Raw genomic sequence first — 26,573 nt, forward strand, 5'->3', positions numbered from 1 at the left:
TCACTTTTGTGCATATTAGCGTAAGATAGACCAGTCAAACAATTATAAATTTAGGCGTTGAGTATGTTAAAAAAAACGTTACTGGGGCTGAGTATTTTTATTACCAGCTTAAGTGCCCAAGCAAATGACACATTACCCCACAAACAACAGCCACAATGCGAAGACTTTACAAATGTTGAGTTTCGTAAACTGCGTTCGAAAGAATCCTTAAACTTATGCCAATTTAAAAACCGCCCTTTACTTATTGTAAATACAGCAAGTAATTGTGGTTTTACCTCTCAATTTGAAGGCCTAGAAAAAGTACACCAACAATACAAAGACAAAGGTTTAGTGGTATTAGGTTTTCCTTCTGATGATTTTTTTCAAGAAGAAAACGATGAAAAAGACATAGCAAAAGTGTGCTTTATTAACTACGGCGTCACTTTTAATATGTTTGCTGCCAGCGAAGTACGCGGCAGTGATGCAAACCCACTATTTAAACATTTAAACGCGAACACCAGCTCACCTAACTGGAACTTTTATAAATACTTAGTATCGGCTGACCGTAAAACCATTAAACGTTTTAACAGTAAAGTTGCCCCTACTTCAAAAGAATTAATTGATGCAATTGAAAATACGCTACTCATCAATTAAGTTTATACTGGTACTGCGCGTTAAAACTAACTAGACTGGCTTTAATGGTTAAATACACCAACTTTAAACAGGAGATTTTATGGCAGTGGCAAGTGCAAGGCACATTTTAGTAGACAGCGAAGCAGAGTGCTTAGATTTAAAAGCTAAGATTGAACAAGGCGAAGACTTTGCAGAGCTTGCAAAATCCTATTCAAACTGCCCTTCTGGTCAAGACGGCGGTGCACTGGGCGAGTTTGGCCCGGGTATGATGGTGCCTGAGTTTGATAAAGTTGTATTTTCAGCGCCCATTAACCAAGTACAAGGTCCTGTACAAACACAGTTTGGCTATCACTTACTAGAAGTGACAAGCCGCTCAGAATAACGTTGAGTTATCACAATATAAAAGCCGCTTATGCGGCTTTTTTTAGGAGCAATTATGAAACTTATAGGATCTACCCCGTCTCCATTTGTACGCAGAGTAAGAATGTGGGCAGCACAAAACAATGTTGACTTAGCGCTAGTAAACCTCGATATTTTTTCTGAGCAAGACCGCCCTACCTTAGCCAGTAACAATCCCGCAAGTAAAATACCGGTTTTAATTGATGGCGATTTAACGCTAAGCGACTCAACTATCATTTTGCGTTACCTCATCGCCAAGGCTAAAAAAAACCCACTAACTTGGTCGCAAGAACACCTACTTAATATTATCAACGCCTGTAACGACTCGTTAGTAGAATTAGCACTTAGCAGACGCTCAGGATTTGATACTAGCGACGATAAATTATTTTTTAATCTGCAAAACGAACGAGTTGCACAAACATTAAGCTATTTAAATAATCATTTAAACGATGATGAATTTAAAGGCTGTGAATGCCTTAACATCAGTTTATACTGCCTACTTGATTGGATTTGCTTTCGTGAATTAACAGACTTTAGCCAGCACGCTGCTTTAGTCAGTTTTTATAACGACTATGGCACGCATCAAGCTGCAATAAGCACCGATCCTAGACTCTAAACAAATAAGGTAAACACATGAGCGATATTGAAATTGAATCACAACTAGTTAGCTTTGTAGAAAAAGTACGTTTAAGCGAGCAAGTGTGGGCGCTAGGTGGCGACGACGGCGGCTTTGTAGTGTGCGAATCTAACCAGTTTGCTGAAACAGATGTACTGCTTTTATGGGAAAGCGAAGAGGCAGCAAAGGCCCAGTGTAAAGAAGAGTGGCAAGAGTTTACGCCTGTAGAAATTAATTTAGATGAATTTTTAGATGAGTGGGTAGAAGATTTAAACGAAGACAGCGCATTAGTTGGTTTAAATTGGAATGACGACCAAGTGTGTGTAGAAATTGAGCCTGTTGGCTTAGCACGCGCACTAAGCGAATAATTATCGCTTTTTATATAATAGTTAATACAACACCTGCTTTTTAAGTGGGTGTTTTTGTTTTGTAGCTAAAAACATGAATACTAGAATCGACACTCGCATGTTTATCTGTTTTAAGTATAAAATATATCGTGTCATTAATTTCAAGGGATTACGTTGAAAACCCATCTTGGTCGCCGCCCTTTTTCAGCAATGGAACTGCATACGCTTTATAACGGCTATATTTATAGCGACTTTAAAGTAGCAAGAGAGCAAGCAAAGCATTGGCATTTTTGGTTGCCTTTAATTGCCTATTACAGTGGCGCATATAGTGATGAAATTGGCTGTTTAACGCTTGACGATCTTGAGCTTAAAAATGGCATTTTGTGTTTTAATTTTCATACTAATGGAAAAATAAAAGCGCGCTTAGTTCCGGTGCATCAAGCCTTAGTTGATGCAGGGCTTAACGACTTTATTGCCTTTGTTAAAGCACATAATCACACACGATTGTTATTTGATTTACCAGCTAAGTCTGGCCGTTATAGCGAAAAAGTGCGCATCTGGTTTACAGGTGAAGGTGAGCGTGCGGGTTATTTGCAAAAATGTGCGATTCCCACTGTTGATCAACTCGGTATGAAAACCGCCATAAGTAGCCTGCGACTTAATTTTGAGCAACAAGTGCGTATTTATGCATTACAAGCGAATTCAAAAGATGCTTTTAATTATTTAATGGGGTTTAACGAATACCCTGATGAAAAATTTGATGATGTAGCCCTACTAAACACTGTAATACAACAAATTCGTACTATTAATCCACAACTGCATTGGCAGCGCTTTAACCAACGCCAAAGTCACTGACACTATTTGTTACTATTTTAAATCCAAGTAGCTACTTTATTAAATTACTCTCGTAAAAAAAGCTGCTAGGATATCTAAATCTCAACTTTTAAGGGCATAGAAATGCCTATTTGAGACAGTTTCTAACAACAACAATCTAGGGATCACTATGTTTTTAAAAAGCCTATTAACAGTAAGCGTTGCTTTAGCAATGACTACTGCCAACGCTAACGAGTTCGTTATCGAAAAGCTTGCTAAACCAAGTTCACAAAAGGTGTCGTTAACACTCGACCCAAGCCAAGACACCTTTACAGGGATGACAGAAATAGCCCTAGAAGTGTTAAAACCCACTCATTACATTGAACTTAACGGCGTGGCTTACGCTGTTAAAATGGCGCAGTTATTAGGCAATGAAAACTGCGACTTAAACAACGAAATGTTAAAAACAGAAAAAGTAAAATTTAGCTGTGATGAGAAAATTCAACCGGGTAAGTACACCCTTAAAATAGATTTTTCGGCGCCGTATAATCGCCAAAGTGTGGGCTTATACAAAACAATTGATCAGGGCACACCTTATTTATTTACTCAGTTTGAAATGAATGATGCGCGCCGAGCCTTTCCGGTATTTGATGAACCAAGTTATAAAATACCGTTTCAGTTAACGATTACAGCGCCAACGTCTCAAAAGGTTTATGCCAATACGCCAGAGCTTAAAACCACAGTCAATGGCGATATGACAACACATTACTTTGATAAAACGCCCCCTATTCCTTCTTATTTAGTGGCTATGGCCGTGGGTCCTTTTGAAGAGCTTGAAATAAAAGACATGCCAATTCCAGGGCGTGTTATTACCCCGCAGGGTAAAATTCATCTAGCTGATTATGCAAAAGAGAACATGCCCAAAGTACTTGCTGCACTTGAGGCGTATTTTGGTATTCCTTATATTTATAAAAAGCTCGACTCGGTAGCCGTACCCGAGTTTCCTTTTGGTGCAATGGAAAACTCAGGCCTAGTCACCTACCGCGAAGATATATTACTGGTTGATTTAGCAGCCGCTACACGCAGTAAAAAACAGCGTAATGTGTCGATTATCGCACACGAGCTGGCTCACCAATGGTACGGTAACTTAGTGACTATGAAGTGGTGGAACGACTTATGGTTAAACGAAGCATTTGCTAGCTGGATGGCAGCAAAGATTACTAAACAGCTTAACCCTGAATTTGAATCTCACCTTGATTTACCACAAAACAACGTAATGGCATTAGATGCACGCTTAAGCACTAAGCCTATTCGTAAACCGATTAAAACCGAAGCCGATATTATGGATGGTTTAGGGCTTGCCTACAGTAAAGGCAGCGCGGTGCTTGCTATGGTTGAAAACTGGATTGGTGAAGACGCATTCCAAAAAGGCATTCAAAGTTATCTTAAAAAATTCTCATATAAAAACGCCGAAGCAGCCGATTTATGGGAAGCACTTGGTAAAGCGTCTAATAAAGATGTTGCCAGTGTTTTAAAATCATTTATTGAACAGTCTTCTTTTCCGCTTGTAAATGTAAGACAAGACGGTAAAAAAATTACTGTATCGCAAAGTCGCTTTGCTAATGCCGGTGTAGATGCTCCTGCACAGCTTTGGAATGTCCCTGTTGGGATAAAATATGGCGCTGGCGATAAAGTAAAAACAGCCAGTATTTTACTTAATCAGCAAAGCCAAACTTTGACGCTTGATTTTGAGCCAGAGTGGATTTACCCCGATGAAGGCGCACTAGGTTATTACCGCTGGGTAATGGACGATGCGCAGTTTGACTCACTGATAAAACATGCGCCGCAAGCACTGAATGATCGTGAGCGTTTAGCGCTGCTTTCTGCCACTGATGCACTGCTTGATGCAGGTGTAATATCGGCTGCTAAACTAATGCATACTCTAGAAGTATTTGTAAGCGATGATCACCCTCGTGTTGCTAATACAGCGCTGGGCTATTTAGTATCGCAAAAAAATACCTTTAAAGATGAAAGCAACGAAGCGTTATGGCCTGAGTTTATTCGCAGTGCAGTAATGCCTGCAGCTAAAAAATACTCACTTGAAGCACAAGCTGGCGAAGACGGTGCAGTATCACAACTACGTGCAGGTGTTGTCTCCTTACTTGGTTTTGATGGCGAAGATCAGCGCGTGATCAGCAAAGCAAAAGAGCAAACGCAAGTGTACTTAAACGATCCGCAAAAAGTGGATCCGTATTTAGCAGCTACCTACTTAAAACTTGCCGCCTATAATGGGGATAAAGCCTTACTTGATCAATTTATGGTAACCTTTAAAACCACTAAAGATCCACAAGTACGCACAAACATGTTGGCAGCAATGGGCTTTATGGGCAAGCCGCAGTTACAAAAGCAAGTGTTAGCGTATACCCTCACTGACGACGTAACGGCATCTGACATGCGTACTATTTTAGCAGGTCAAAGTTACAGCGAGTCACGCCAAGCACTATTTATTAAGTGGATATACAACAATTACGACAAGGTAACACAAAATTTACCGCCGTTTTTTGTACCTAACTTACCGTACTTTACGACCGCGCGTTGTGATCAACAAAGTTTAGCAACCACGCAAGCATTCTTTAAAGATAAAATTGAAGAAACACCGGGCTATGCGCGTACCTTAAGCAAGCTTGAAGAAAGTACTAACGACTGTATTGCGCTTAAAGAGCGAGAGCTTGCATCAGTTAATGACTTTTTAAAAAGCAAATAAGCTTAATTAACAGTAAATATGCATAATTAAAAAAGCCGCTGAGTTATCCACTCAGCGACTTTTATTTACCCGTTAATAATCTGTGTTAGCTTGGCAATAAAGTCTTTTGCTGCTTGCGCTGAGTTAATTTTAAAGGCCACACCATAGTGAATCGGCTGCGCACTTTTGTGAATACGTGTAGGAAAGCGCGTCATCTCGCTACTATGAAAATAACCTTGTACTCGTGTTACCTCATCAATTGTTGCAAAGTCATCGCTAAACACCTCAAAGGCTGGGCGAATAATTATTTTGCCTTTACCCGCTTCGCTGTGGGTATAAATGGCTTCTTTAGAATTTGCTAACATGTACTCAGCAATGTTTTTAATTTTAAAGTTACTTCTGCACTTTAACTGAATGAGCTGCTCTGTTAACTCATCTGTACTATACGCCACGTGGTGATCCCTTTAATGTTTAATAGTGCATTACATTAGCCTATACGCGCCGCAAAGTCCGAATTATTTTACATCGCATACAAAGGCAAGTTTGTCTTTTTTATAACTCATTCTTGTTATGTTTGTCTCGCAATACGGGCTTAAGTTAAGCCATTGAGAAACTTCATTGGTGCCGCTTAAGTTACGCATATACACACGGTTTTTAACCGCATAAGCCACTGTATTAGCATCTTTTAAAATAAAGTCTTGTACTTGCTCTGGCAATCTTAGTAAATCTTCCACCTGTTTAGATTGGGGGTTAAAACTTGCTAAAATATGCTGTTCATTTTTTGTGTAACTAAATAAAAATGTTGCGGTTTTACTGTTATAAATAAGCGTACGACCTATGTTGCTTGCTACCACCTCGCCTTTTGCCGCAGCAACCGACGTATATTGCAATGTATGTGGCTCACCTAAAATAAACATCACTAAGTCGCTTTGAGCGCCCCATGCATGGTAGCCAACAGGTTCAATCCAATCAAAAATACGGCTCGGAGCTTGCTCAGTATCGAGTGGGTATTGCCACAGCTTTTGTTTGCTATCTTGCTCTACCACAATGGCCGATAAACTTTGTTTTGAGGGCATAACAGTGGGCGAATATTCGCTCATTGGCGTATTTGTTATGTTGCTTACTTGCTTGGTTGCTAAGTCATAATAGGCAATATCGGTTTGACTTTGCTCGCTTGAAATAACTTCGTGCGTAAAATAAATACCTTGGTTTGTTAAATAAGGCTGATTGTTATAGCTGTTTTTGTCGCTCACTATACTTACTTGCATACCGTAAGGTGTATTTAAATCGGCCAACAAAATTTGGCTTTTTGGCATGCTAGCCTGTGCATTCGCTAGGCTTAGCGCCGCAATAGAAGCTAGCCCAAGCCATGGTTTAATAAGTTTCATGCTTTCTCTCGTTTTAATTTTAAGCACCTCATGATAACGTTATTTGCCGATGGCGTCACTTGACCTCAGTCAGTCAACTCTTTATAACTGTCTTGGTCCTAAAAAAGAGAAAAAACATGTCTGCTAAACATCCTATCATTGCAATAACCGGTTCATCGGGTGCGGGTACTACAACCACCACCAATGCAATTAAACATATTTTTCGTAGCCTTAATATTGATGCGGCTTTTATCGAAGGAGATAGCTTTCATCGTTACACACGCCCAGAAATGGACAAAAAAATACGCGAAGCACAGCAAGAAGGTAAGCACATTAGTTACTTTGGCCGCGAAGCCAATGACTTTGGCGCATTAGAAACCTTATTTAGTACCTATGGCGAAACAGGCCAAGGCAAGTTACGCCGATACTTACACACCTTTGATGAAGCCGTGCCTTACAATCAGTTACCCGGTACATTTACTCCTTGGCAAGATCTTGAAACAAACACTGACTTGATGTTTTATGAAGGTTTGCACGGAGGCGTGGTTGATCAGGATCACGATGTGGCTAAGCACGTAGACTTGCTTATAGGCATGGTGCCAATTATTAACCTTGAGTGGATCCAAAAATTGATCCGCGATACGCAAGACCGCGGGCATTCCCGCGAAAAAGTAATGGATTCAATTGTACGCAGTATGGATGATTACATTAACCATATTACGCCGCAGTTTTCGCGCACCCATATTAACTTTCAACGTGTGCCAACGGTTGATACGTCAAACCCGTTTAGCGCAAAAGATATCCCTTCACTAGATGAAAGCTTTGTTGTTATTCGCTTTAGAGGAATTGATGACGTTGATTTTCCGTATTATTTACAGATGATTGAAGGCAGCTTTATGTCGCGTATAAATACCCTTGTGGTGCCAGGCGGTAAAATGGGTTTAGCAATGGAGCTGGTGCTTACCCCGCTTATTAAAGACATTATTGTTAAAAAGCGAGCGCTTGAAAACCTAGCCCCTTTAGATATACCCATTTAGCCCCTCTTTTATGATTTACACTTCTGACGTACACTGCTGCTTTTGCTAACAGTGAGGGAAAACGTGTCGCACTCATTAAAAATTATTGTGGGCTCTAAAAACCCAGTAAAAATTAACGCTGCAAAACATATTTTTGCAATGTACTTTCCTAGTTACGAAATTGATTGCCAAGGCGTTGATGCTCCCTCAAATGTTCCCGATCAACCCATTGGCGAAGAGCAAACCCGTATAGGCGCACAAAACCGAGTTACTTACTGCAAAAATATGTACCAAGCAGATTACTACTGTGCAATGGAAGGCGGTGCAGAGCAATTTAGCTATGGGGCTGCAACCTTTGCCTATGTTGTTATTAATAATGGCTCTGAGCAAGCGATAGGACGCAGCAGTAACCTGCCGTTACCGCAAGTGTTATATAACGCGCTATTAAAAGGTGAAGAGCTTGGCGATGTGATGGATAAAACATTTAACACCCATAATGTTAAGCAAAAAGGCGGCGCGATAGGGCTTCTCACAAACAATCATGCAACCCGACAAAGCACCTACACCCAAGCGCTTACCTTAGCTATGGCGCCTTTTTTACACCCTAGCCTTTATCAGGAAAATTAATGAAATACAGTTATGTACTGTTTGATGCAGACGAAACACTATTCAGGTTTGATATTTTAGCGGGAATGACCCGCATGTTTAAAGCGTACAATATTGAGTTTACTCAAGCCGATTACATCCATTACCAAAAAACTAATAAGCAGCTGTGGATAGATTATCAAGATGGAAAAATTAGCGCCGATTACTTACAAGTAACCCGCTTTAACGAGTGGGCTGTAAAATTAGGGGTACCCGCTAAAGAGCTAAACGATGCATTTTTAGATGCTATGGCACAAATTTGTGAACCTTTACCCGGCGCCGTAGCGCTGTTAAATAAACTAAAGCCACATGCTAAATTAGGCATCATAACCAACGGCTTTGCCCGCTTGCAAACGGTGCGTTTAGAACACACAGGTTTAAAAGAGATGTTTGATTGGTTGGTTATTTCTGAACTAGTAGGCATTGCTAAACCTAACAAGGCTATTTTCGAGCACACATTTAAGCTTATGGGTAATCCAGATAAAAGCAAAATATTGATGGTGGGCGACACTGCCTCTAGCGATATTTTGGGAGGCAATAATGCCGGTATTGATACCTGTTGGCTACAGCACCCAGGCGAGCAGTTACCTGAAGGCATAACTCCTACTTACACAATAGCTAACTTAGATCAATTGCAGTCTATTCTTAAAATTTAGCTAAATTAAAAGCAAAAAAAATGACGCTATTAGCGTCATTTTTTATAACTGTTTGTGAGCGTGTATTTTAAAAAATACTAAATTAGGCAGTCGCTAATTCAAGGCCGGGTGCAGGCATCGTAACAGGCGTTTCAAATGTTGCCCACTCCCATGCTGACTCTGTTGCCATAATTTTGCGAAGTAACTTGTTATTTAAATCGTGACCCGATTTATAAGCCGTTACTTTACCTAGTAGGTTATGACCTGTCATAAACATGTCGCCCACACAGTCTAATATTTTGTGTTTTACAAATTCATCGCTGTAGCGCAAACCATTTGGGTTTAGTACTTTAAAGTCATCAAGTACTACTGCGCTGTCCATGCTGCCACCCAGTGCTAGGTTATTAGCATGCATGTATTCAATATCTTTCATAAAGCCAAACGTACGTGCACGGCTAATTTCTTCAGTAAAGCTTTGCGCAGTAATATCTAAACCAATGCGCTGACGGCTTTCGTTAATGGCCGGGTGATCAAAGGCAATTTCAAAGTCGATATGAAAACCATCATATGGTTCTACTTCGGCCCATTTATCGCCTTCTTCAATACGTACTTTTTCTTTTATACGAATAAAGCGTTTCGCAACATTTTGCTCTTCAATGCCGCCTTTTTGTAACAAATAAATGAACGGTAATGCACTACCATCCATAATCGGCACTTCTGAGCTATCTAATTCAACAATTAAATTATCGATACCCATTGCAGCAACCGCTGCAATTAAGTGCTCAGTCGTTGATAAGCGAACACCATCTTTGTTAATTAAACAGGTACATAATTGCGTATCACCAACGGCTTCAGGTGTTGTTTCAAAATCAACAACCGGATCAAGGTCCACACGACGAAATACAATCCCGGTATTTGCGCTCGCAGGTCGGAGAGTTATTGTGACCTTCTCACCTTTATGAAGTCCAATTCCTATGGCTTTGACTACTTGTGCAATCGTACGCTGTTTAATCATAGGTTCGCTCACTTTTAAATCAGTTACAGTTAGACGGCGGAGTTTAACATAAATCCTTTTGCCTTTCAATATTTGTACATATTTCAAACAAAAGCATTAGTAAATGTTAATCAGCCTGCTTACGTAAAAAAGCCGGAATATCAAAATAATCTCCGCCTTCTGATTTATCCGCTTTTTTACTGCTTTGCGCTGATGAACTTGCCGTGTTGCTTGAGCTTGTAGATGGCGCTTGTTCTTTACTTTCTACTTGCGTGCTTGGCGTCGTTTCTTCAGTGCTTGTGCCTTGGCTTGCAAAGCTTGGTACGTACATGCTGCTAGATTGGTTTGATGAACTTGCTACATCAGAGCCTGATGCCTTTTTAAAGCCGTTATCAACAATACCAAACTGCGGACGACGATCGCCGCCGAGCCCTGTAGCAACCACGGTTACACGTAACTCGTCGCTCATTTCAGGGTCAATAACTGCACCCACAACCACAGTTGCATTTTCAGACGCTAGCGCTTTAACGTGGTTACCCACAATTTCAAACTCTTCAATCGCAATGTCCATACCTGCGGTAATATTAACCAAAATACCTTTAGCACCGGTTAAATCAACGTCTTCTAGTAATGGGCTTGAGATAGCCGCTTCTGCAGCTTCTTGAGCACGATCTGGGCCTGATGCTGAAGCTGTGCCCATCATGGCAGTACCCATTGCTGACATTACGGTACGTACGTCGGCGAAATCCACGTTAATTAAACCAGAACGTGTAATTAGCTCCGCAATACCTTGAACCGCACCAAAAAGTACATCGTTTGCTTTAGCGAAGGCATCTAACAGTGTAGTCCCTTTGCCTAAAACTTTAAGCAATTTATTGTTCGGAATTGTAATAAGTGAGTCTACAATTTCTGACAATTCGTTAATGCCTTGTTCAGCCGCTGCGGCGCGTTTTTTACCTTCAAAGTCAAAAGGACGCGTTACTACAGCAACCGTTAAAATATCGAGCTCTTTAGCAATTTTAGCAACCACAGGTGCAGCACCGGTACCTGTACCACCGCCCATGCCGGCAGCAATAAATACCATATCTGCGCCTTCAAGGCTGGCACGAATGGTTTCTGCATCTTCTTCAGCCGATTCGCGACCTACTTCTGGGTTTGCACCTGCACCTAACCCTGAGGTAATTTGCGTGCCTAGTTGTACGGTAATATCGGCAGCGGAATTACGTAATGCTTGTGCATCCGTATTTGCGGCTATAAAGCGCACACCTTCTATTTGTTGTTTTACCATGTGCTCAACAGCGTTACCGCCGCCACCGCCCACGCCAATTACCTTAATTACAGCTTCTTCGCTGTGTTGTTCCATCATATCAAACATGTTTACTCTCCGACTTGAGTACTTTAAAACTCGCCTTGGAACCATTTAGTAATGCGGTTCCACCAATTATTATTATCCTCTGCTTTCGATTTTTGTGCATTCATCGATTGCATAGTGCGCCCGTATTGTAACAAACCTACAGCGGTTGCGTACGAAGGATCGTCTACGTAGTCTGTCAAACCAACTATCCCGATTGGTTTGCCTATTCTCACTGGCATTTGGAAAATGTCTTCAGCCACTTCCATTGCGCCAGTCATTTTAGCAGTCCCGCCTGTAATAACGAGGCCTGCCGCAATTTGGTCTTCTAAACCTGAGCGACGAATTTCTTCCATCGCTAGTTCAAATAATTCTCTAAAACGAGGCTCTACCACTTCAGATAAAGTATGACGCGACATTAAACGTGCTGGTCGCCCGCCTACACTGGGTACTTCTATGGTGTCTTCGTTACTGGCCATTTGGCTACTTGCACATGCATATTGTACTTTGAGTGACTCAGCATGTGATATAGGTGTACGAAATATTTTTGCAATATCACCGGTTACTTGATTGCCCGCCACCGGAATCACTGAAGAATGACGCAATGCACCGTTAATATAAATAGTGATATCCATTGTACCACCACCAATATCGAGCACCGCTACGCCAAGCTCTTTTTCGTCATCAGTTAATACTGAATAACACGATGCGAGTGCGGTAAATATAAGCTGATCAACCTCTAAACCACAGCGCTCTACGCATTTTTCGATATTTTTAGCCATATCGTTTGAACAAGTAATAATGTGTGCACGTGCTTCCATACGCACGCCGCTCATACCAAGGGGGTTTTTAATACCCTCTTGCATATCAATGCTATATTCTTGCGGTAATGCATGCAGCATTTTACGCTCAGCCGAAATAGGCACAGAGCGCGCTATATGAATTACATTTTCAATGTCTTCATCAGTTACTTCGGTATTATTAATTGCAACCACGCCGCTTTCGTTTTGACATTGTATGTGTTTGCCAGAGATCCCTAGGTACACTGAGCTAATACGACAATCAGCCATTAATTCGGCTTCATCTATTGCTCGGCGAATCGACTCAGACACTAAGTTTAAATCGTTTACGCCGCCTTTATCCATACCATGAGATACTTGGCTGCCCACACCAACAATGCTGAGCTTGTTATCTGCGGTGATTTCACCTACCGTGGCCACCACTTTTGAGGTACCAACGTCTAATCCAATCACTAGGTTTCTTTCTGCTGACTTAGTCATGCCTTACTCTTATTTTGTAATTGCTGTTCTTGCACAGGCTTATAGCTAACTGCAAGGCCGGTATCATAGCGTAAATCTATTGCATCTATTTGTGCATCTGCACGCTTTTCCATGCGCGGGTACACATCTATAAACCGCTGTACTCGCTTTGCTTTATCTTTGCGCCCTAAATTTAGGCGCACACCATTATCTAACCACAACTGCCACGAAAAACGCTCCGAAAGTGCCAAGCTTTTTAATGTTAACGCATTTACCTTTAGCATTTCGTCAAATTGCTTAAAAGCAATCCACGCTTCTTTTTCGCTACCCTCTGGGCCATAAAGTTGCGGTAAATCATTGGCAAGTTTATCGCTGCTTGCTTCAAAAGCATCGCCACTTTGGTTTAGCAGTAAATCGCTATTCCAATGGGCTACGGCTTCGTGTTCAACTACGTACACTTGTATTGTATCAGGCCACTGCTTGCGAACCGATACAGTTGCAACCCAAGGTAAATCTTTTACTAGTTTCTGTACGCGTTTTACATCTAGCTCAAAAAAACTGCTTAAATCGGCCTTTTTTATTGCTTTTATTATGGCCTTTTCGTCAGTGTATTTGGGCTTTCCTAGCACCGTTAGGTGCTTTATTTGTGCATCTTTGTTCTCTACTAGCCAATCAGATACACCGCTCGTTATTTGCACCAGCCCTATCACTACCACTAGAAAAAAGCTCACACCAAAAATTAGCGACCAATTAAAGTTAAGTTGCTGTTTTAACTGTTGAGCTTTTTCTAAAAGGGGGTGCATATTAAAGCGTTTGCTCCAAAATGCGAATAACTAATTGCTCAAATGTTGCCCCGTTTGCTTTTGCCGCCATGGGCACCAGCGATTTTTCGGTCATGCCAGGGACTGTATTTACTTCTAACAAATAAAAATTTCCCTGCTCATCTTGCATCGCATCTACACGGCCCCAGCCGCTTGCACCCACTAAATCAAACGCTTCTAATGACATAGCTTGTATACACTGTGTATCTTGCGCCGATAAATCCGCAGGGCAATGATACTGCGTTGTGTTTGACTGATACTTAGCTTGATAATCGTAAAAGCCATTTGGGGTCGTCATTTCAATAACAGGTTGCACTTCGTCGCCTAATACAGTCACTGTAAACTCGCGTCCGGTTATCCACTGCTCCACTAACACTTGGCTATCAAACTTAAAGGCGTGTGTGAGAGCATCTTCAAGCTCTTGAGCGGTACTTGCTTGCGCCATACCTATGCTTGAGCCTTCGTGTGATGGTTTCACCATTACTTTTTTAAACTCATCCATAATGGCTTTTGCATCAAAGCCTTTTTTAGCATCAACAACTGCATAAGGCGCTGTGCTTAGTCCTGCAGATTTAAATAAATGCTTACAACGGACTTTATCCATTGCTAAGGCTGAACCCAATACATTACTGCCTGTGTATGGCAAGTTCATAAATTCAAGCGCACCTTGCACTGTTCCATCTTCGCCACCACGGCCATGCAATGCAATAAAGACACGATCTATGTTTAACTCTTTTAATTCCCACAATGAACGATTTTGCGGGTCAAAAGCAATGGCATCAACGCCAGCATTTTGTAGTGCATTAAGCACTGCTTGCCCTGAACATAGTGACACTTCGCGCTCTGCTGAGTTACCCCCTAGCAGTACTGCTACTTTACCAAATTGCGCGTTTTGCTGCGTCATACTTCACCTTGCTTTAATTTTTCAACCGACATACCTGTTGCCGCTAATGTTTTAACCAATTGTCCTATATTACCAGCGCCTTGCGTTAAAACTAAGTCGTTATTTTGTAAGTTATCGGCCAGCACACCAGCAAGCTCTGCGCTCGTTGCTACGTGTAGAGGCTCTTTTCCGCGTTGACGTAGGCTGCGGCACAGGCTTTTACTGTCTGCGCCCACAATAGGATCTTCACCGGCACTGTACACATCTAGTAATAAAAGTTGATCGACATCAGCCAGTACTTTTACAAAGTCTTCGTATAAATCGCGTGTACGGGTAAATCGGTGTGGTTGATAAACCATAACTAAGCGTTTTTCTGGCCAGCCTTCGCGTACAGCTGCAATGGTGGCTGCAACTTCTGATGGATGATGTCCGTAGTCATCCACCAGCATGACATTGCCGCGCTCATTTTCAAATTCACCGTAGTGCTGAAAACGACGCCCTATGCCTTCAAATTTTTGCAATGCCTCTAAAATTGCGTGGTTAGCAATGTTTTGATCTTTAGCCACTGCAATTGCCGCCGTGGCATTAAGTGCATTGTGCTTACCCGGCATGTTAAGCGTAGCTGTTAGGCTATCGCCATTCTTATTAGTCACTGTAAAAGTACAAGTACTTGCTGATTGACTAAAATCGCTCATGCGGTAGTCGGCATCTTTTGACTCGCCATACGTGATTACAGGGCGAGCAAAACGCGGGATCAGCTCACTGGCTACCTGCGAGTCTATACACACAACGGCTAAGCCATAAAATGGCAGGTTATGAATAAAGTCCACATAAGTGTCTTTCATTTTCTCAAGGCTGCCGCCATAGGTTTCCATGTGATCTTCTTCAATATTGGTGATCACCGATACCATTGGCTGTAAATGCAAAAATGATGCATCGCTTTCATCTGCCTCAGCAATTAAAAAGTCGCTCTTACCTACTTTTGCGTTACTGCCTGCGCTATTTAATAAGCCGCCAATAATAAAAGTAGGATCAAGTCCTGCTTGAGCATAAATGCTGGCAATTAAACTCGTTGTTGTGGTTTTACCATGTGTGCCCGCAATGGCAATGCCATGGCGAAAACGCATTAATTCGGCAAGCATTTCTGCACGGCGAACTACCGGTATACGTGCCGCTTTTGCTGCAATAATTTCAGGGTTTGTTTCGTCAATAGCACTTGAAACAACAACGACGTTGGCATCTTTTACGTTGTTTTCGTGATGGCCTATAAATACTTCAGCACCTGCTTTAATTAAGCGTTCGGTCATTGCGCTGTGCGCTATATCTGAGCCTGTAATACGGTAGCCTTCAAAAGCCAGTACTTCGGCAATGCCGCCCATACCCGCACCGCCAATACCAATAAAATGGATGGTCTCTATTCGACGCATAGCAGGTCGAGTTTGTTGTTCTTGTATTGACTTATCTTTCACTTATTTTCTCTTATTTGTTACTTGCTCACAGTGCGAAGCAACGCTTGCTGTGGCATCTAAAATGGCTTGTTGCTTAGCATTACTGGCCATTTGTTTAATTAATATAGGCTTTGCCAAATACGGGTTTAATAGCTCAACTATGGAGTCTTTATTAAACTGGGGCTGAGGCATTAAAAGCGCGCCATTTGCGGTTACTAAATACTTTGCGTTGGCGGTTTGATGATCGTCTACCGCATGTGGAAACGGCACAAACACAGCCATTTTACCTGCGGCGGCGATTTCACTAACAGTCAGTGCACCGGCACGGCAAATAACTATATCGGCCCATGCATAGGCGGCGTCCATATCATCTATAAATTCAGCAACTTTTAGGTCTTCATCTGCAATATTGTTTTGCGCATACGCGCTTCGTACGCTCTCAATATGACCTTTACCTGTTTGGTGCCACACTTTAATTGGCGCTGTTTTAGCAAGTAAACTAAATGCCTCTGGCAGTGTTTGGTTAAGCACTTGTGCGCCTAACGAGCCCCCCACCACTAAAATATTTACAGAACTTGAAACATCACGTTTAGCGACATTAGCAACGCTTGCACGTACTGGATTACCGACTAATTCAGCTTGCCCTGGTGCAAAGGCGCTTGGAAAAGCAGCAAGTACTTTGTTGGCAAATTTTGCCAACCATTTGTTGCTCATACCTGCCACTGCATTTTGCTCATGAATCACCAGTGGGATACCTAAACTTTTAGCCGCTATCCCCGTTGGTCCAGTTACATAGCCGCCCATAGCAAGCACAACATCTGGTTGCTGAAATTTCAATACCTTACGCGCTTGCAATATTGCATTAAGTACCATGAATGGAGCTTTAATAAGACGCTTTAAACCATTACCGCGAACGCCTTTTACATTAATAAAATCAATCTCAATGTTATGCTTTGGTACAACATCCGCTTCCATTCTGTCTGGCGTGCCTATCCAGCTTACTTGCCAGCCTTGCTCTTTTAAATAATCGGCTACAGCAATACCAGGGAATATATGCCCACCTGTACCGCCAGCCACAACTACTAACTTTTTACTCATCGTTTACCTCCGCGTGAGGTGGCTTGTTTGGTTGCCATTTTAGTTTCAAAATCAACACGCAATAAAATACCGGTGGCAATCGTCATGATTAATAAACTTGAACCACCATACGAAATAAACGGCAAGGTTAACCCTTTAGTCGGTAATAACCCTGCACTGGCGCCTACATTAACCATGGTTTGAAACGCAAACCAAATGCCAATAGCAAACGCAAAATAGCCTTCGTATTCTTTGCCACACTTTAACGCTTGCTGGCCTATTAAAAGCGCCCTAAATACAAACACAGCCAACACACATAAAATACTTGCTACACCTACAAGGCCTAGCTCTTCACCTATAACAGCAAAAATAAAGTCGTTATGAGCCTCGGGTAAATACTGTAACTTTTGAACGCTGTTACCTAACCCTTGGCCAAACCAGCCCCCTTGGCTGTAGGCCATAAGCGACTGCACTAACTGATACCCTTTTCCAAATGGGTCTTCCCAAGGGTCTAAAAAGCCCACCACTCGCGCCATTCTGTATGGCTCTACAATAATCAGTAATACAACAAGCCCTATGCCTGTTAAAATGAGTACAAAAAACTGCCACAGCTTCGCGCCGGCCAAAAATAACAGCCCCACTGTTGTTACAAACATAACTACTACGGTCCCTAAATCGGGCTGCAATAAAATGAGTAAGGCATACACCGCAAATACAGCAATAGGCTTTGCAAAGCCCTTAATATTTTCTTGTACTTCTTCACGCTTTCTTACCAAGTAGCCAGCTATATAACTGAAAAAGTATAATTTGGCGGCCTCAGCCACCTGAAAACCAACAGGTCCAATGGGAATCCAACGTTTTGCGCCGTTAACTTCGCGGCCTATTATTAACACCGCAATAAGCAGCACCATGCCAAGCAATAACAAATACGGGTTTGAGCGTTTCCACCAATCCATAGGGACACTGGCGGCAATCCAAAATAAAATAAATGCCATTGCTAAAAACAGGCTGTGGCGAATGGTAATATGGTATGAGTTATCAAACAGCCTTTCGGCTGTAGGCATAGAGGCACTGGTCACCATTACAAAACCCACACCTATAAGCATGAGCATGCAATAAAGCAGTGGCACGTCATAAAGCTGTGCTGAAGGTTTTGGAGTGAGCGTTTCTTTTAAATCGGCAAAGGCAATCATACCAGCCCTTCCTTAACGCATTGCACAAAGTCATCACCGCGTTGCATGTAGTTGTTATACATATCAATGCTGGCGCAGGCAGGCGCAAGTAATACAATATCGCCGCGCTTACTGAGCACTTTAGCCAGCGATACCGCCTCTTGCATTGTGTTTACTAAGTGCGATTTACTGCTTAATGCAGCAAGTTTATCTGCATCTTTGCCAAAGCAAACAAGTGCTTTTACATGATTTTTTATATAAGGCGTTAACGCACTTAAATCAGCGCCTTTGGCATCACCACCGCCTATTACAATTAGGTTTTCATGAGCTGAGGCCAAACTATCTATAGCTGCTATAGTGGCACCCACATTGGTAGCTTTAGAGTCGTTAAAATATTTGACCCCATTTTGCTCACCAACAAACTGACAACGGTGCGCTAAACCATTAAATTGGCCAAGCGCTGCAGTATATTGATCTTTACTAATATCAAACGGGCTTAATAACGCCATTACCGCCAGTGTATTTAAGTAATTGTGCTTACCAACTACCGAAAGCGTGCTAACAGGTAAAAACGCTTCACCTTTTACTATAAAGTGCAGCTTATTATTATGTGGGGCTAAGCGATAATCACCTTGGTCGGTGCCAAAACTTATTTGTGGCGCTAAAGAATGGCTAATAGGCTTAGTTTGAACGTCATCTGCGTTTGTTACTAAAAGCTCAGCATTGTTATAAATACTTAATTTAGAGTCGATATAGGCTTGGTAACTGTCGTAACGATCTAAATGATCTTCAGATATATTTAATACCGCTGCGCTTATTGGTTGTAAGCTCGAGCAAGTATCCAGCTGAAAACTTGAAAGCTCTAGCACATACACATCAAAATCATCGTTTAATAGGTCAAGTACCGCAGTACCAATATTGCCACCTAATGCCACTTTGTAACCTGCAGCTTTAAGCACTTCATACGCAAGCGTAACAACGGTTGATTTACCATTAGAGCCTGTGACAGCAACAACGGGTTTAGTATTTATACGAGCAAACAGCTCAACATCACCAATGACCTCAACGCCTGACTCTATTGCTTGAACAATTGCGGGGATTTTTAAACTAAGCCCAGGGCTTATGATGATCATGTCGGTTTTACAAAGTGCAGCATTCCCTAAGTCACCAAAATGCGTATCAAGATCAGGTGCGTGTTCGCTAAGCCAATCCATACCTGGTGGCGCAACACGGCTATCAACAACCTTTGGTGCAAAACCATGAGATAATAAAAAACGTACAATGCCCAGACCGGTTACACCGAGTCCGAGCACTGTTATATGTTTGTTTTTTATCTCGTTTAAATACTGCATTTATCGAATCTTTAATGTCGCAAGGCCAGCAAGCACTAGCACAATTGAAATAATCCAAAAGCGCACAATAACACGTGGCTCTGGCCAACCTTTTAGCTCGTAATGATGATGAATAGGCGCCATTCTAAAAATGCGCTGTCCGCGTAGTTTATATGAGCCAACCTGTAAAATTACCGATAAAGCTTCCATTACAAACACACCGCCCATAATAATTAGCAGTAGTTCTTGGCGTACTAAAATTGCAATTATGCCTAGCGCGCCGCCAAGTGCCAAAGACCCTACATCGCCCATAAACACCTGGGCTGGGTACGTGTTAAACCATAAAAAGCCTAAGCCCGCGCCAACAATAGCGGTACATACAACCACAAGCTCACTGGCAAGCGGTAAATGCGGGATATGTAAATAAGCAGAAAAATTAATATTACCGGTCAAATAAGCAATGATGGCCAGTGCGGCAGCCACTAAAATAGTAGGTACAATCGCTAGGCCATCTAAGCCATCAGTCAGGTTTACCGCGTTTGAAGTTCCCACTAATGCAAAATAAGTAATCACAATGTATAGCAAGCCTAACTGTGGCAATACATCTTTAAAAAATGGCACAACCAATGAGGTTTCTGATGCGTGTGTACTGGAGGTATACAATGCAGTAGCAACCACTAAAGCAATAACCGATTGCCAAAAATACTTCCATTTAGCAATTAGTCCTTTAGGGTCTTTGCGTATTACTTTGCGGTAGTCATCTATAAAGCCAACTAAACCTAATGAGCCAATTACAAATAAAGTTGCCCATACGTATTTATTCGATAGGTCAGCCCATAATAAGGTGCTGGTAAATATGGCGCCTAAAATGAGTAAGCCCCCCATTGTAGGAGTGCCTTTTTTAGATAAGTGAGATTCTGGACCATCATCACGCACTACTTGGCCAATTTGCATTTTTTGTAATGAGCGAATGAGCTTAGGACCAAAATAAAGCGACATCATTAACGCTGTTAATATCCCTAAAATGGCGCGTAGGGTTAAATACGAAAAAACATTAAAGCCACTGTAATATTGAGTTAAATACTCTGCCAGCCAAACTAACATTATGATACTCCATTGATGGCTTGTTGCTGGCCATTTACTAAATCGGTTACTAATAATTCCATGCGAGAACTGCGCGATCCTTTCACCACAAGTGTGGTTTTACTATTTGTATTGTTAAGACTGGTTTGAATTTGCTTGAGCATTTCTTCGCGATTAGAAAAATGACGGTTTGGCTTATCAAACACATCGCTTGCGTATTTACTTAACACACCCAGCGTATACAGCTCATCTATACCTTGCTGTTTTGCGTATTCACCTACTTCTTGATGGTAAGTTCTGGCATCTTCACCAAGCTCTCCCATATCGCCCAGTGCAAAAATACGGTGCCCTTGAATATCACTTAATAAATCAATGGCAGCTTTTACCGACTTAACATTAGCGTTATAGGTGTCATCAATAACAGTGAGTGAGTCACTCACTTTTATTAAATTTACACGTCCTTTTACATCCCCCATGGTGGCAAGTGCTGTGGCTATTTCTTCAAGCGATACGTCAAACTCGCTGGTTAAAGCCGCGGCAATAAGCGCATTGCTTACGTTGTGCTTACCAGGAAGAGCAAGCGTTACGGGTACTTTTTGATCTGGTGTACTCAATAAAAAGCTCGCGCGAGCGTTTTCGTCTAGGCTGATATTTTCAGCCCAAATATCAAGTTTTTCAGTACTTGAAAAACACTTAACAGTGCGCCCTTTTAATTTATCAAGCCAGTACTGGCTAAATTCGCTATCGCAGTTAACAATGGCAACGCCATCCTCTTTCAGGCCATCAAAAATCTCACCTTTTGCCTTAGCAACGCCCATTAGGCTACCAAAGCCCTCTAAATGCGCAGCGGCGACATTACACACCACAGCTACATCGGGTTTAGCCATGGCGGTTGTATAAGCAATTTCGCCTAAGTGGTTGGCACCAAGCTCTATAACAGCAAAACGGTGCTGCGGCTCTAAACGTAATAGCGTAAGCGGCACGCCAATATCGTTATTAAAATTACCTTTTGTAGCAAGCACATCTCCATGCACCGATAAAATCGCAGCGCACATTTCTTTTACCGTTGTTTTACCTACACTGCCTGTAATAGCAATGGTTTTAGGATTAACCTGCGCCATAACTGCTGCACCTATATTGCCTAATGCAATACGGGTATCGCTAACAACAAACTGCGGTATATCTACATCTACTTTGTGCTGCACAATAACGCCAATAGCGCCTTTTCGTTTAGCGTCAGCGATAAATTTATGGCCATCAAAATTAGGGCCTTTTAACGCTAAAAACACCTCTCCTTCGCAAATACTGCGGGTATCGGTATTAATATTTACTACATTGAGATTATCACCTAGATAATCGGTTGCTAGCACATTTGCCAGCCAATCAAAATCCATTGGGATCATTGAGTTATCCCTCTTACTGCTTTTTTTAGTTGTTCTTTTACATAACTGCGATCGCAAAAGTCGATACGTTGATCGCCAATAATTTGATAACCCTCGTGGCCTTTGCCTGCAATTAAAATTACGTCATTCGCATTTGCATTTTCTATTGCATAGCGAATGGCTTTTGCTCTGTCAGCCTCTAAATGGGCTTTTTCAGGCTGCGATAAGCCCGCAGCTACATCTGCTAAAATTGCATCTGGGTTTTCTGAACGGGGGTTGTCGCTGGTAACAATCACCTTATCTGCATTTTGCTCTGCCGCTTGTGCCATTAAAGCACGCTTGCCTTTATCTCTGTCGCCGCCACAGCCGAAAACACAGCTAACCCCACCAGGCACATGCTTTTGTAATGCCTGTAAAGCCAATGCAAGAGCATCTGGGGTATGAGCGTAATCAACAACGCACGTAGGTAAATTCACTTCGCTAAACGCTTGCATACGCCCTGCTACGGGGTGCAAATGTGCGCATCCAGCTGCTAATTGCTCAAGCGGGTAACCAAGCCCTAGCAATGTTGCCAGGGCTGCCGTTAAATTATATAAGTTAAACTCACCAAATAGAGGCGATGTTACGCTAATGTCACCCCAACTTGTGCTCAATTGCGCCGAAATACCATTTTTAGAGTATTCCACATCAGAAAAATAAACATAACGCGCATCTTGCGGCGCTAAATTTTTCCGACCATAGCAAATTAGGTTATTAAAACTGTATTTTTCAAGCCATTGCTCTGCTTGCCCATCGTCTTGATTTAGTACCACAAGTTCGGGGTCAAAATCGCGAAACAGCATTAGCTTAGCGTCGCCATAACTTGCCATATCACCATGGTAATCAAGGTGATCACGCGATAAATTAGTAAACACCGCCGCTTTAAATTGGCATTGAGCCACGCGCTGCTGCACTAATCCGTGCGATGAAACCTCCATCGCTACAAGCTTTTTATGCTGCTGCTTTAAGTCATGCAATATGTGCTGCAAATCAACAGCTGAAGGCGTGGTATTAATAAGTGGCGTTAGTGTATCTGGGTGGCCATAGCCTAATGTGCCTATAATGGCCGAATCTGTACTACAAAACTGCGCTAAATGCGCCATCATGGCTGTTGTTGTTGATTTACCATTAGTGCCCGTTACGCCAATTAAATCAAGTGACCGGCTTGGGTTTTCATAAAATTGGCTTGCCAGCTCTGGGAGTTTTTTATCAAGCTCTGTTACTAAATAAAGAGGCTCAAATTCAACGTCAAATTCGCACAGTCTATCGGCAATAATGGCTGTAGCACCATTTTCGATTGCTTTGGCAATAAACTGGCCGCCATCAAGTGCATGGCCTTTTATCGCCACAAATACATCACCTGGTGTTACATCACGGCTATCAAGGCGTAAATTTTTAACTAGCTGCGAAGGTGCATCTATGTCGATGTATTTTAAAATAGCCTTTAAATCACGCATCGTTATCTTTACCTTTTACGTACGCCACTTCTTCCTTATCAGGGGCTACGTTTAATATTCTTAATGCGTTAGAGACGATTTCTGCAAATGCAGGGCCTGCGGTGGCACCTCCATAGTACACATCGCCGCCAGGCTCATTGATCATCACTACCACAGCCAAGCGTGGGTTACTTGCCGGCGCTACACCTGCAAAATAACCTACGTATTCATCACCGTAACCACCAGCAACTGCTTTTTTAGATGTACCAGTTTTACCTGCTGCGCGGTAGCCGTCTACTTTAACGTTACGCGCTGTACCGTCTTTTTCAAACACGCTTTCCATCATGTGAACAACGGCTTCTACGTCTTTTTGTTTAAAAATACGTTCGCCTTCTGGCACACCGTCTTGCTTTAAAATAGTAAGTGGGCGATTAATCCCACCGGCACCTAACATGGTGTAAAAACGGGCCATTTGCGCCGTACTTACCGAAATAGCATAGCCAAACGATAACGTGGCAATTTCAAAATCAGACCAGCGGCGGTTTGGGTAAAATAAGCCGCTGCTTTCGCCAACCATACCTGTGCCCGTATCGCTACCAAACCCCACTTTTTGATATAAACCAACTAAGTAATCTTTAGGTACTTGTTGCGTTACTTTAGCCACGCCCATGTTTGATGAGTACTTTAAAATTTCACGAAGCGTCATTTCACCGTGGTTACGGGTATCTTTTACTAAACTGCCGCCTAAACGCATCCAACCTGGGTAGGTATCAATGGTGTCGTCGGCTTTAATTGCGCCGTAGTCTAGCCCAGCTAAAATGGCTAGTGGCTTAACGGTTGAACCTGGTTCAAACAAATCGGTAATTGCACGGTTACGACGTTTATGAGGTTGTGCGTCGTTTAAGTTATTAGGGTTAAATGATGGGCTATTTACCATGGCCAGTACTTCACCAGTTTTAACATCAACCACCATGGCTGACCCTGAGGTCGCTTTATACGTGAGCACGGCAGATTTTACTGCTTTATAAGCAATCGCTTGAATGCGCTGATCAATACTTAGCTGAATGTTTTCAGGCTCTACACGTTCACGCTCATCAAGTACTTCAACTTCGCGCCCTTGGGCATCTTTACGAATAGTACGGCGACCTTCTTCGCCCGTTAAGGCATTTTCGTAAAGTTTTTCAATACCTTCTATGCCTTTTCCATCTATATTTGTAAAACCTATGATGTGCGCTGTTACCTCTCCTGCCGGGTAATACCGTTTAGACTCATCTAATAAATGAATACCTGGTAAACGTAATTGGCTAATGTAGTTGGCAACAGCAGGGGTTACTTGGCGCTTTAAATACACAAATCGACGGGTGGGATCGTTTAATAACCGCGAGTTAATTTTGTTAGGATCAATACGTAATACATCTGCCAGCTCACGCCAGCGTAGATCATTTGCGTAGTATGCTGAAGTACGTTTATCTAGCTCGGCTACATTTTCTGCCAAGGTTTTATGATCTTCACCGTTTTTACGCGCCTGTTTTATAACTTTAGCAACAAGCGACTTATGCAATGCTTTAGGATCGGCATACACACTAACGACAGGCACACTTACAGCAAGCTCTTTACCTTGACGGTCGAAGATCATTCCGCGTTGGACATGCAGTTTTTCAACGCGCACGGTGCGTTTATCGCTTTCTGAACGGGCTTTATCTGGCTCAATAACTTGTAAATAGGCAGCACGCGACACCAGTGTTACAAACACTAAAAACACCACAGTGCATACCAGCATAAAACGCCATGTGATTAAGTTATTGACCTGCTTTTTGCCGCGATTTCTCATTGTATTATTATTACCTGTTCGTCCTGACTGGTAGGGCGCTTCATTTCAAGCTTTGTGGTAGCCACTTCTTCAATGCGCGCATGCTGCGAATAGAACTCTTCTTCTACAAGTAAATAGCGCCACTCTAAATCAAGTTCATCACGCTCTTGTAACAGCGTATCTTGTTTAATTAGCTGCGCACGAGCAGAGTGAGTAACCTGCACGACCGCAAGGCTTGAAGCGAATATCACAACCAACAAGGCCGAGGTTAGCTTATTAGCTCCTAGGCCTTTTAATATTTCTAAAAATAAATTGGGTTGGCGATTATTCGCTTTAGTGTTCATCCAAGCCTCTGTGCAATCCTAAGTACTGAGCTGCGAGAGCGTGGATTACGCTCAATTTCTTCAGCACTTGGTTTAATAGCTTTACCCACTGCTTTTAACGTCAGGTTTTTATTTATTTGTGCGTCGGTTAAAGGCAGACCTCTGGGTATCGCTTCTCCCTTACTCTGTTTTCTAATAAACTGCTTCACAATTCTGTCTTCAAGTGAATGAAACGAAATCACCACTAAACGCCCACCCGGCTTTAATACTTTTACAGCGGCTTGCAATGCGGTTTGAATTTCTTCCAGTTCACTGTTTATGTAAATTCTGATTGCCTGAAATGTACGTGTGGCTGGGTGTTTAAATTTATCTTTTACAGGCACCGCTTCATCGACTAAATCAGCAAGCTGTTTGGTTGTGGTAATGGGTGTGTGTTCTCTAACTTCTAGTACTTTATGGGCTATACGCTTGCCAAACTTTTCTTCACCGTAGGTTTTAATCACGTGGGTAATGTCTTCAAGTTCAGCTTCGGCCAGCCATTGTGCTGCACTGCGCCCACTTGTTGGGTCCATACGCATATCGAGGGGGCCGTCTTTCATAAAACTAAAGCCACGCTCTGCGTCATCAAGTTGAGGTGAAGAAACACCAATATCTAACAAAATGCCATCAACTTTACCTAACAGATCGTTTTGCTCTGCAACATCGTATAAATTGGAAAAGCGGGTGTGAGCTATAGCAAAGCGACTGTCATCGGCAAACTTTTCAGCCGATTTTATCGCTTGAGGGTCTTGGTCAATGGCTTGTAAACGCCCTTGTTCTCCAAGTCGAGCAAGTATTTGACCTGAGTGTCCGCCACGTCCAAAAGTACCATCCATGTATATGCCGTCTGGCTTAATTGCAAGAGCATCGATGGTTTCGTCCATTAATACGGATACGTGTTCAAATTGCGCAGTCATTAGCTTGTGTTTGCC

26 protein-coding genes are annotated in these 26,573 nt (G+C 42.3%); 9 read left to right on the plus strand and 17 right to left on the minus strand.

The features are described 5' to 3' along the window. Nucleotides 1–63: 63 nt before the first annotated feature. The 6 genes from CWC16_RS09405 to CWC16_RS09430 all read left to right on the plus strand — a co-directional run bounded on the left by CWC16_RS09405 (nt 64) and on the right by CWC16_RS09430 (nt 5,551). Nucleotides 64–633, plus strand: a complete 570-nt coding sequence (locus CWC16_RS09405) for a glutathione peroxidase (protein WP_138541360.1) — start codon at nt 64–66, stop codon at nt 631–633. A 79-nt stretch (nt 634–712) separates the two neighbouring features. Continuing rightward, the gene (locus CWC16_RS09410) at nt 713–994 is read left to right on the plus strand and encodes a peptidylprolyl isomerase (RefSeq protein ID WP_055014157.1); all 282 of its coding nucleotides are present in this window, start codon (nt 713–715) and stop codon (nt 992–994) included. 54 nt (nt 995–1,048) lie between these two features. Next, nucleotides 1,049–1,627 (plus strand): glutathione S-transferase family protein, encoded by a 579-nt coding sequence (locus CWC16_RS09415; RefSeq protein WP_138541361.1) that lies wholly within the window; start codon nt 1,049–1,051, stop codon nt 1,625–1,627. Nucleotides 1,628–1,644: 17 nt separating this feature from the next. Then, on the plus strand, nt 1,645–1,995 hold the full coding sequence (locus tag CWC16_RS09420; RefSeq protein ID WP_055014159.1) for a DUF2750 domain-containing protein: 351 nt from the start codon (nt 1,645–1,647) through the stop codon (nt 1,993–1,995). Between the two features lie 153 nt (nt 1,996–2,148). Beyond that, the gene (locus CWC16_RS09425; RefSeq protein ID WP_138541362.1) at nt 2,149–2,829 is read left to right on the plus strand and encodes a site-specific integrase; all 681 of its coding nucleotides are present in this window, start codon (nt 2,149–2,151) and stop codon (nt 2,827–2,829) included. Between the two features lie 148 nt (nt 2,830–2,977). Next, nucleotides 2,978–5,551 carry a M1 family metallopeptidase gene (locus CWC16_RS09430; protein ID WP_138541363.1) on the plus strand — a complete coding sequence of 858 codons (2,574 nt, stop codon included), beginning with the start codon at nt 2,978–2,980 and terminating at the stop codon, nt 5,549–5,551. 65 nt (nt 5,552–5,616) lie between these two features. Here CWC16_RS09430 and CWC16_RS09435 read toward each other — a convergent pair whose 3' ends face one another. After that, nucleotides 5,617–5,982 carry a hypothetical protein gene (locus tag CWC16_RS09435; RefSeq protein WP_138541364.1) on the minus strand — a complete coding sequence of 122 codons (366 nt, stop codon included), beginning with the start codon at nt 5,980–5,982 and terminating at the stop codon, nt 5,617–5,619. Nucleotides 5,983–6,045: 63 nt separating this feature from the next. Then, the gene (locus CWC16_RS09440; RefSeq protein WP_138541365.1) at nt 6,046–6,918 is read right to left on the minus strand and encodes a TolB-like translocation protein; all 873 of its coding nucleotides are present in this window, start codon (nt 6,916–6,918) and stop codon (nt 6,046–6,048) included. A 116-nt stretch (nt 6,919–7,034) separates the two neighbouring features. Here CWC16_RS09440 and CWC16_RS09445 point away from each other — a divergent pair, with 116 nt between their 5' ends. The 3 genes from CWC16_RS09445 to yjjG all read left to right on the plus strand — a co-directional run bounded on the left by CWC16_RS09445 (nt 7,035) and on the right by yjjG (nt 9,214). Beyond that, nucleotides 7,035–7,934 carry a phosphoribulokinase gene (locus CWC16_RS09445; RefSeq protein ID WP_055017496.1) on the plus strand — a complete coding sequence of 300 codons (900 nt, stop codon included), beginning with the start codon at nt 7,035–7,037 and terminating at the stop codon, nt 7,932–7,934. A gap of 63 nt (nt 7,935–7,997) precedes the next feature. After that, nucleotides 7,998–8,540: an inosine/xanthosine triphosphatase gene (gene yjjX / locus CWC16_RS09450; RefSeq protein ID WP_138541366.1), complete on the plus strand. Its 543-nt coding sequence runs from the start codon at nt 7,998–8,000 to the stop codon at nt 8,538–8,540. Next, the gene (gene yjjG / locus CWC16_RS09455; protein WP_138541367.1) at nt 8,540–9,214 is read left to right on the plus strand and encodes a pyrimidine 5'-nucleotidase; all 675 of its coding nucleotides are present in this window, start codon (nt 8,540–8,542) and stop codon (nt 9,212–9,214) included. The genes yjjX and yjjG overlap by 1 nt, the downstream gene beginning before the upstream one ends. An 82-nt stretch (nt 9,215–9,296) precedes the next feature. On the opposite strand, the gene lpxC is transcribed toward yjjG, so the two are convergent. The 15 genes from lpxC to rsmH form a co-directional block, all read right to left on the minus strand. Next, nucleotides 9,297–10,208, minus strand: a complete 912-nt coding sequence (gene lpxC, locus CWC16_RS09460) for a UDP-3-O-acyl-N-acetylglucosamine deacetylase (RefSeq protein ID WP_004589422.1) — start codon at nt 10,206–10,208, stop codon at nt 9,297–9,299. 106 nt (nt 10,209–10,314) lie between these two features. Further along, nucleotides 10,315–11,562 (minus strand): cell division protein FtsZ, encoded by a 1,248-nt coding sequence (gene ftsZ / locus CWC16_RS09465; RefSeq protein ID WP_138541368.1) that lies wholly within the window; start codon nt 11,560–11,562, stop codon nt 10,315–10,317. Between the two features lie 23 nt (nt 11,563–11,585). Then, nucleotides 11,586–12,818, minus strand: a complete 1,233-nt coding sequence (gene ftsA, locus CWC16_RS09470; RefSeq protein ID WP_004589420.1) for a cell division protein FtsA — start codon at nt 12,816–12,818, stop codon at nt 11,586–11,588. Next, nucleotides 12,815–13,600 (minus strand): cell division protein FtsQ/DivIB, encoded by a 786-nt coding sequence (locus CWC16_RS09475; protein WP_138541369.1) that lies wholly within the window; start codon nt 13,598–13,600, stop codon nt 12,815–12,817. The genes ftsA and CWC16_RS09475 overlap by 4 nt, the downstream gene beginning before the upstream one ends. A gap of 1 nt (nt 13,601) precedes the next feature. Then, nucleotides 13,602–14,522, minus strand: coding sequence for a D-alanine--D-alanine ligase (locus CWC16_RS09480; protein WP_138541370.1), 921 nt, complete (start codon nt 14,520–14,522; stop codon nt 13,602–13,604). After that, the gene (gene murC, locus CWC16_RS09485; RefSeq protein ID WP_502704905.1) at nt 14,519–15,928 is read right to left on the minus strand and encodes a UDP-N-acetylmuramate--L-alanine ligase; all 1,410 of its coding nucleotides are present in this window, start codon (nt 15,926–15,928) and stop codon (nt 14,519–14,521) included. Before murC ends, CWC16_RS09480 begins: the two co-directional genes overlap by 4 nt. Before the next feature lie 42 nt (nt 15,929–15,970). Beyond that, complete coding sequence (murG, locus tag CWC16_RS09490; protein ID WP_138541372.1) at nt 15,971–17,047, minus strand: undecaprenyldiphospho-muramoylpentapeptide beta-N-acetylglucosaminyltransferase; 1,077 nt, start codon at nt 17,045–17,047, stop codon at nt 15,971–15,973. Continuing rightward, nucleotides 17,044–18,219, minus strand: a complete 1,176-nt coding sequence (gene ftsW, locus CWC16_RS09495) for a cell division protein FtsW (protein ID WP_055014171.1) — start codon at nt 18,217–18,219, stop codon at nt 17,044–17,046. Before ftsW ends, murG begins: the two co-directional genes overlap by 4 nt. After that, on the minus strand, nt 18,216–19,550 hold the full coding sequence (murD, locus tag CWC16_RS09500; RefSeq protein WP_138541373.1) for a UDP-N-acetylmuramoyl-L-alanine--D-glutamate ligase: 1,335 nt from the start codon (nt 19,548–19,550) through the stop codon (nt 18,216–18,218). Before murD ends, ftsW begins: the two co-directional genes overlap by 4 nt. Then, nucleotides 19,551–20,633 carry a phospho-N-acetylmuramoyl-pentapeptide-transferase gene (gene mraY, locus CWC16_RS09505; RefSeq protein ID WP_138541374.1) on the minus strand — a complete coding sequence of 361 codons (1,083 nt, stop codon included), beginning with the start codon at nt 20,631–20,633 and terminating at the stop codon, nt 19,551–19,553. After that, nucleotides 20,633–22,015: a UDP-N-acetylmuramoyl-tripeptide--D-alanyl-D-alanine ligase gene (locus CWC16_RS09510; protein WP_138541375.1), complete on the minus strand. Its 1,383-nt coding sequence runs from the start codon at nt 22,013–22,015 to the stop codon at nt 20,633–20,635. Before CWC16_RS09510 ends, mraY begins: the two co-directional genes overlap by 1 nt. Beyond that, the gene (murE, locus tag CWC16_RS09515) at nt 22,012–23,490 is read right to left on the minus strand and encodes a UDP-N-acetylmuramoyl-L-alanyl-D-glutamate--2,6-diaminopimelate ligase (RefSeq protein ID WP_138541376.1); all 1,479 of its coding nucleotides are present in this window, start codon (nt 23,488–23,490) and stop codon (nt 22,012–22,014) included. Before murE ends, CWC16_RS09510 begins: the two co-directional genes overlap by 4 nt. Further along, the gene (locus CWC16_RS09520) at nt 23,483–25,300 is read right to left on the minus strand and encodes a penicillin-binding transpeptidase domain-containing protein (protein ID WP_055019422.1); all 1,818 of its coding nucleotides are present in this window, start codon (nt 25,298–25,300) and stop codon (nt 23,483–23,485) included. Before CWC16_RS09520 ends, murE begins: the two co-directional genes overlap by 8 nt. Then, on the minus strand, nt 25,297–25,623 hold the full coding sequence (gene ftsL / locus CWC16_RS09525) for a cell division protein FtsL (RefSeq protein WP_138541377.1): 327 nt from the start codon (nt 25,621–25,623) through the stop codon (nt 25,297–25,299). Before ftsL ends, CWC16_RS09520 begins: the two co-directional genes overlap by 4 nt. After that, entirely contained in the window at nt 25,620–26,558 is a 939-nt protein-coding gene (gene rsmH / locus CWC16_RS09530; protein WP_055014178.1) for a 16S rRNA (cytosine(1402)-N(4))-methyltransferase RsmH, read from the minus strand. Before rsmH ends, ftsL begins: the two co-directional genes overlap by 4 nt. Nucleotides 26,559–26,573 lie beyond the last annotated feature (15 nt).

The organism is Pseudoalteromonas sp. S3776, from assembly GCF_005886915.1.
GTDB lineage: Bacteria > Pseudomonadota > Gammaproteobacteria > Enterobacterales > Alteromonadaceae > Pseudoalteromonas.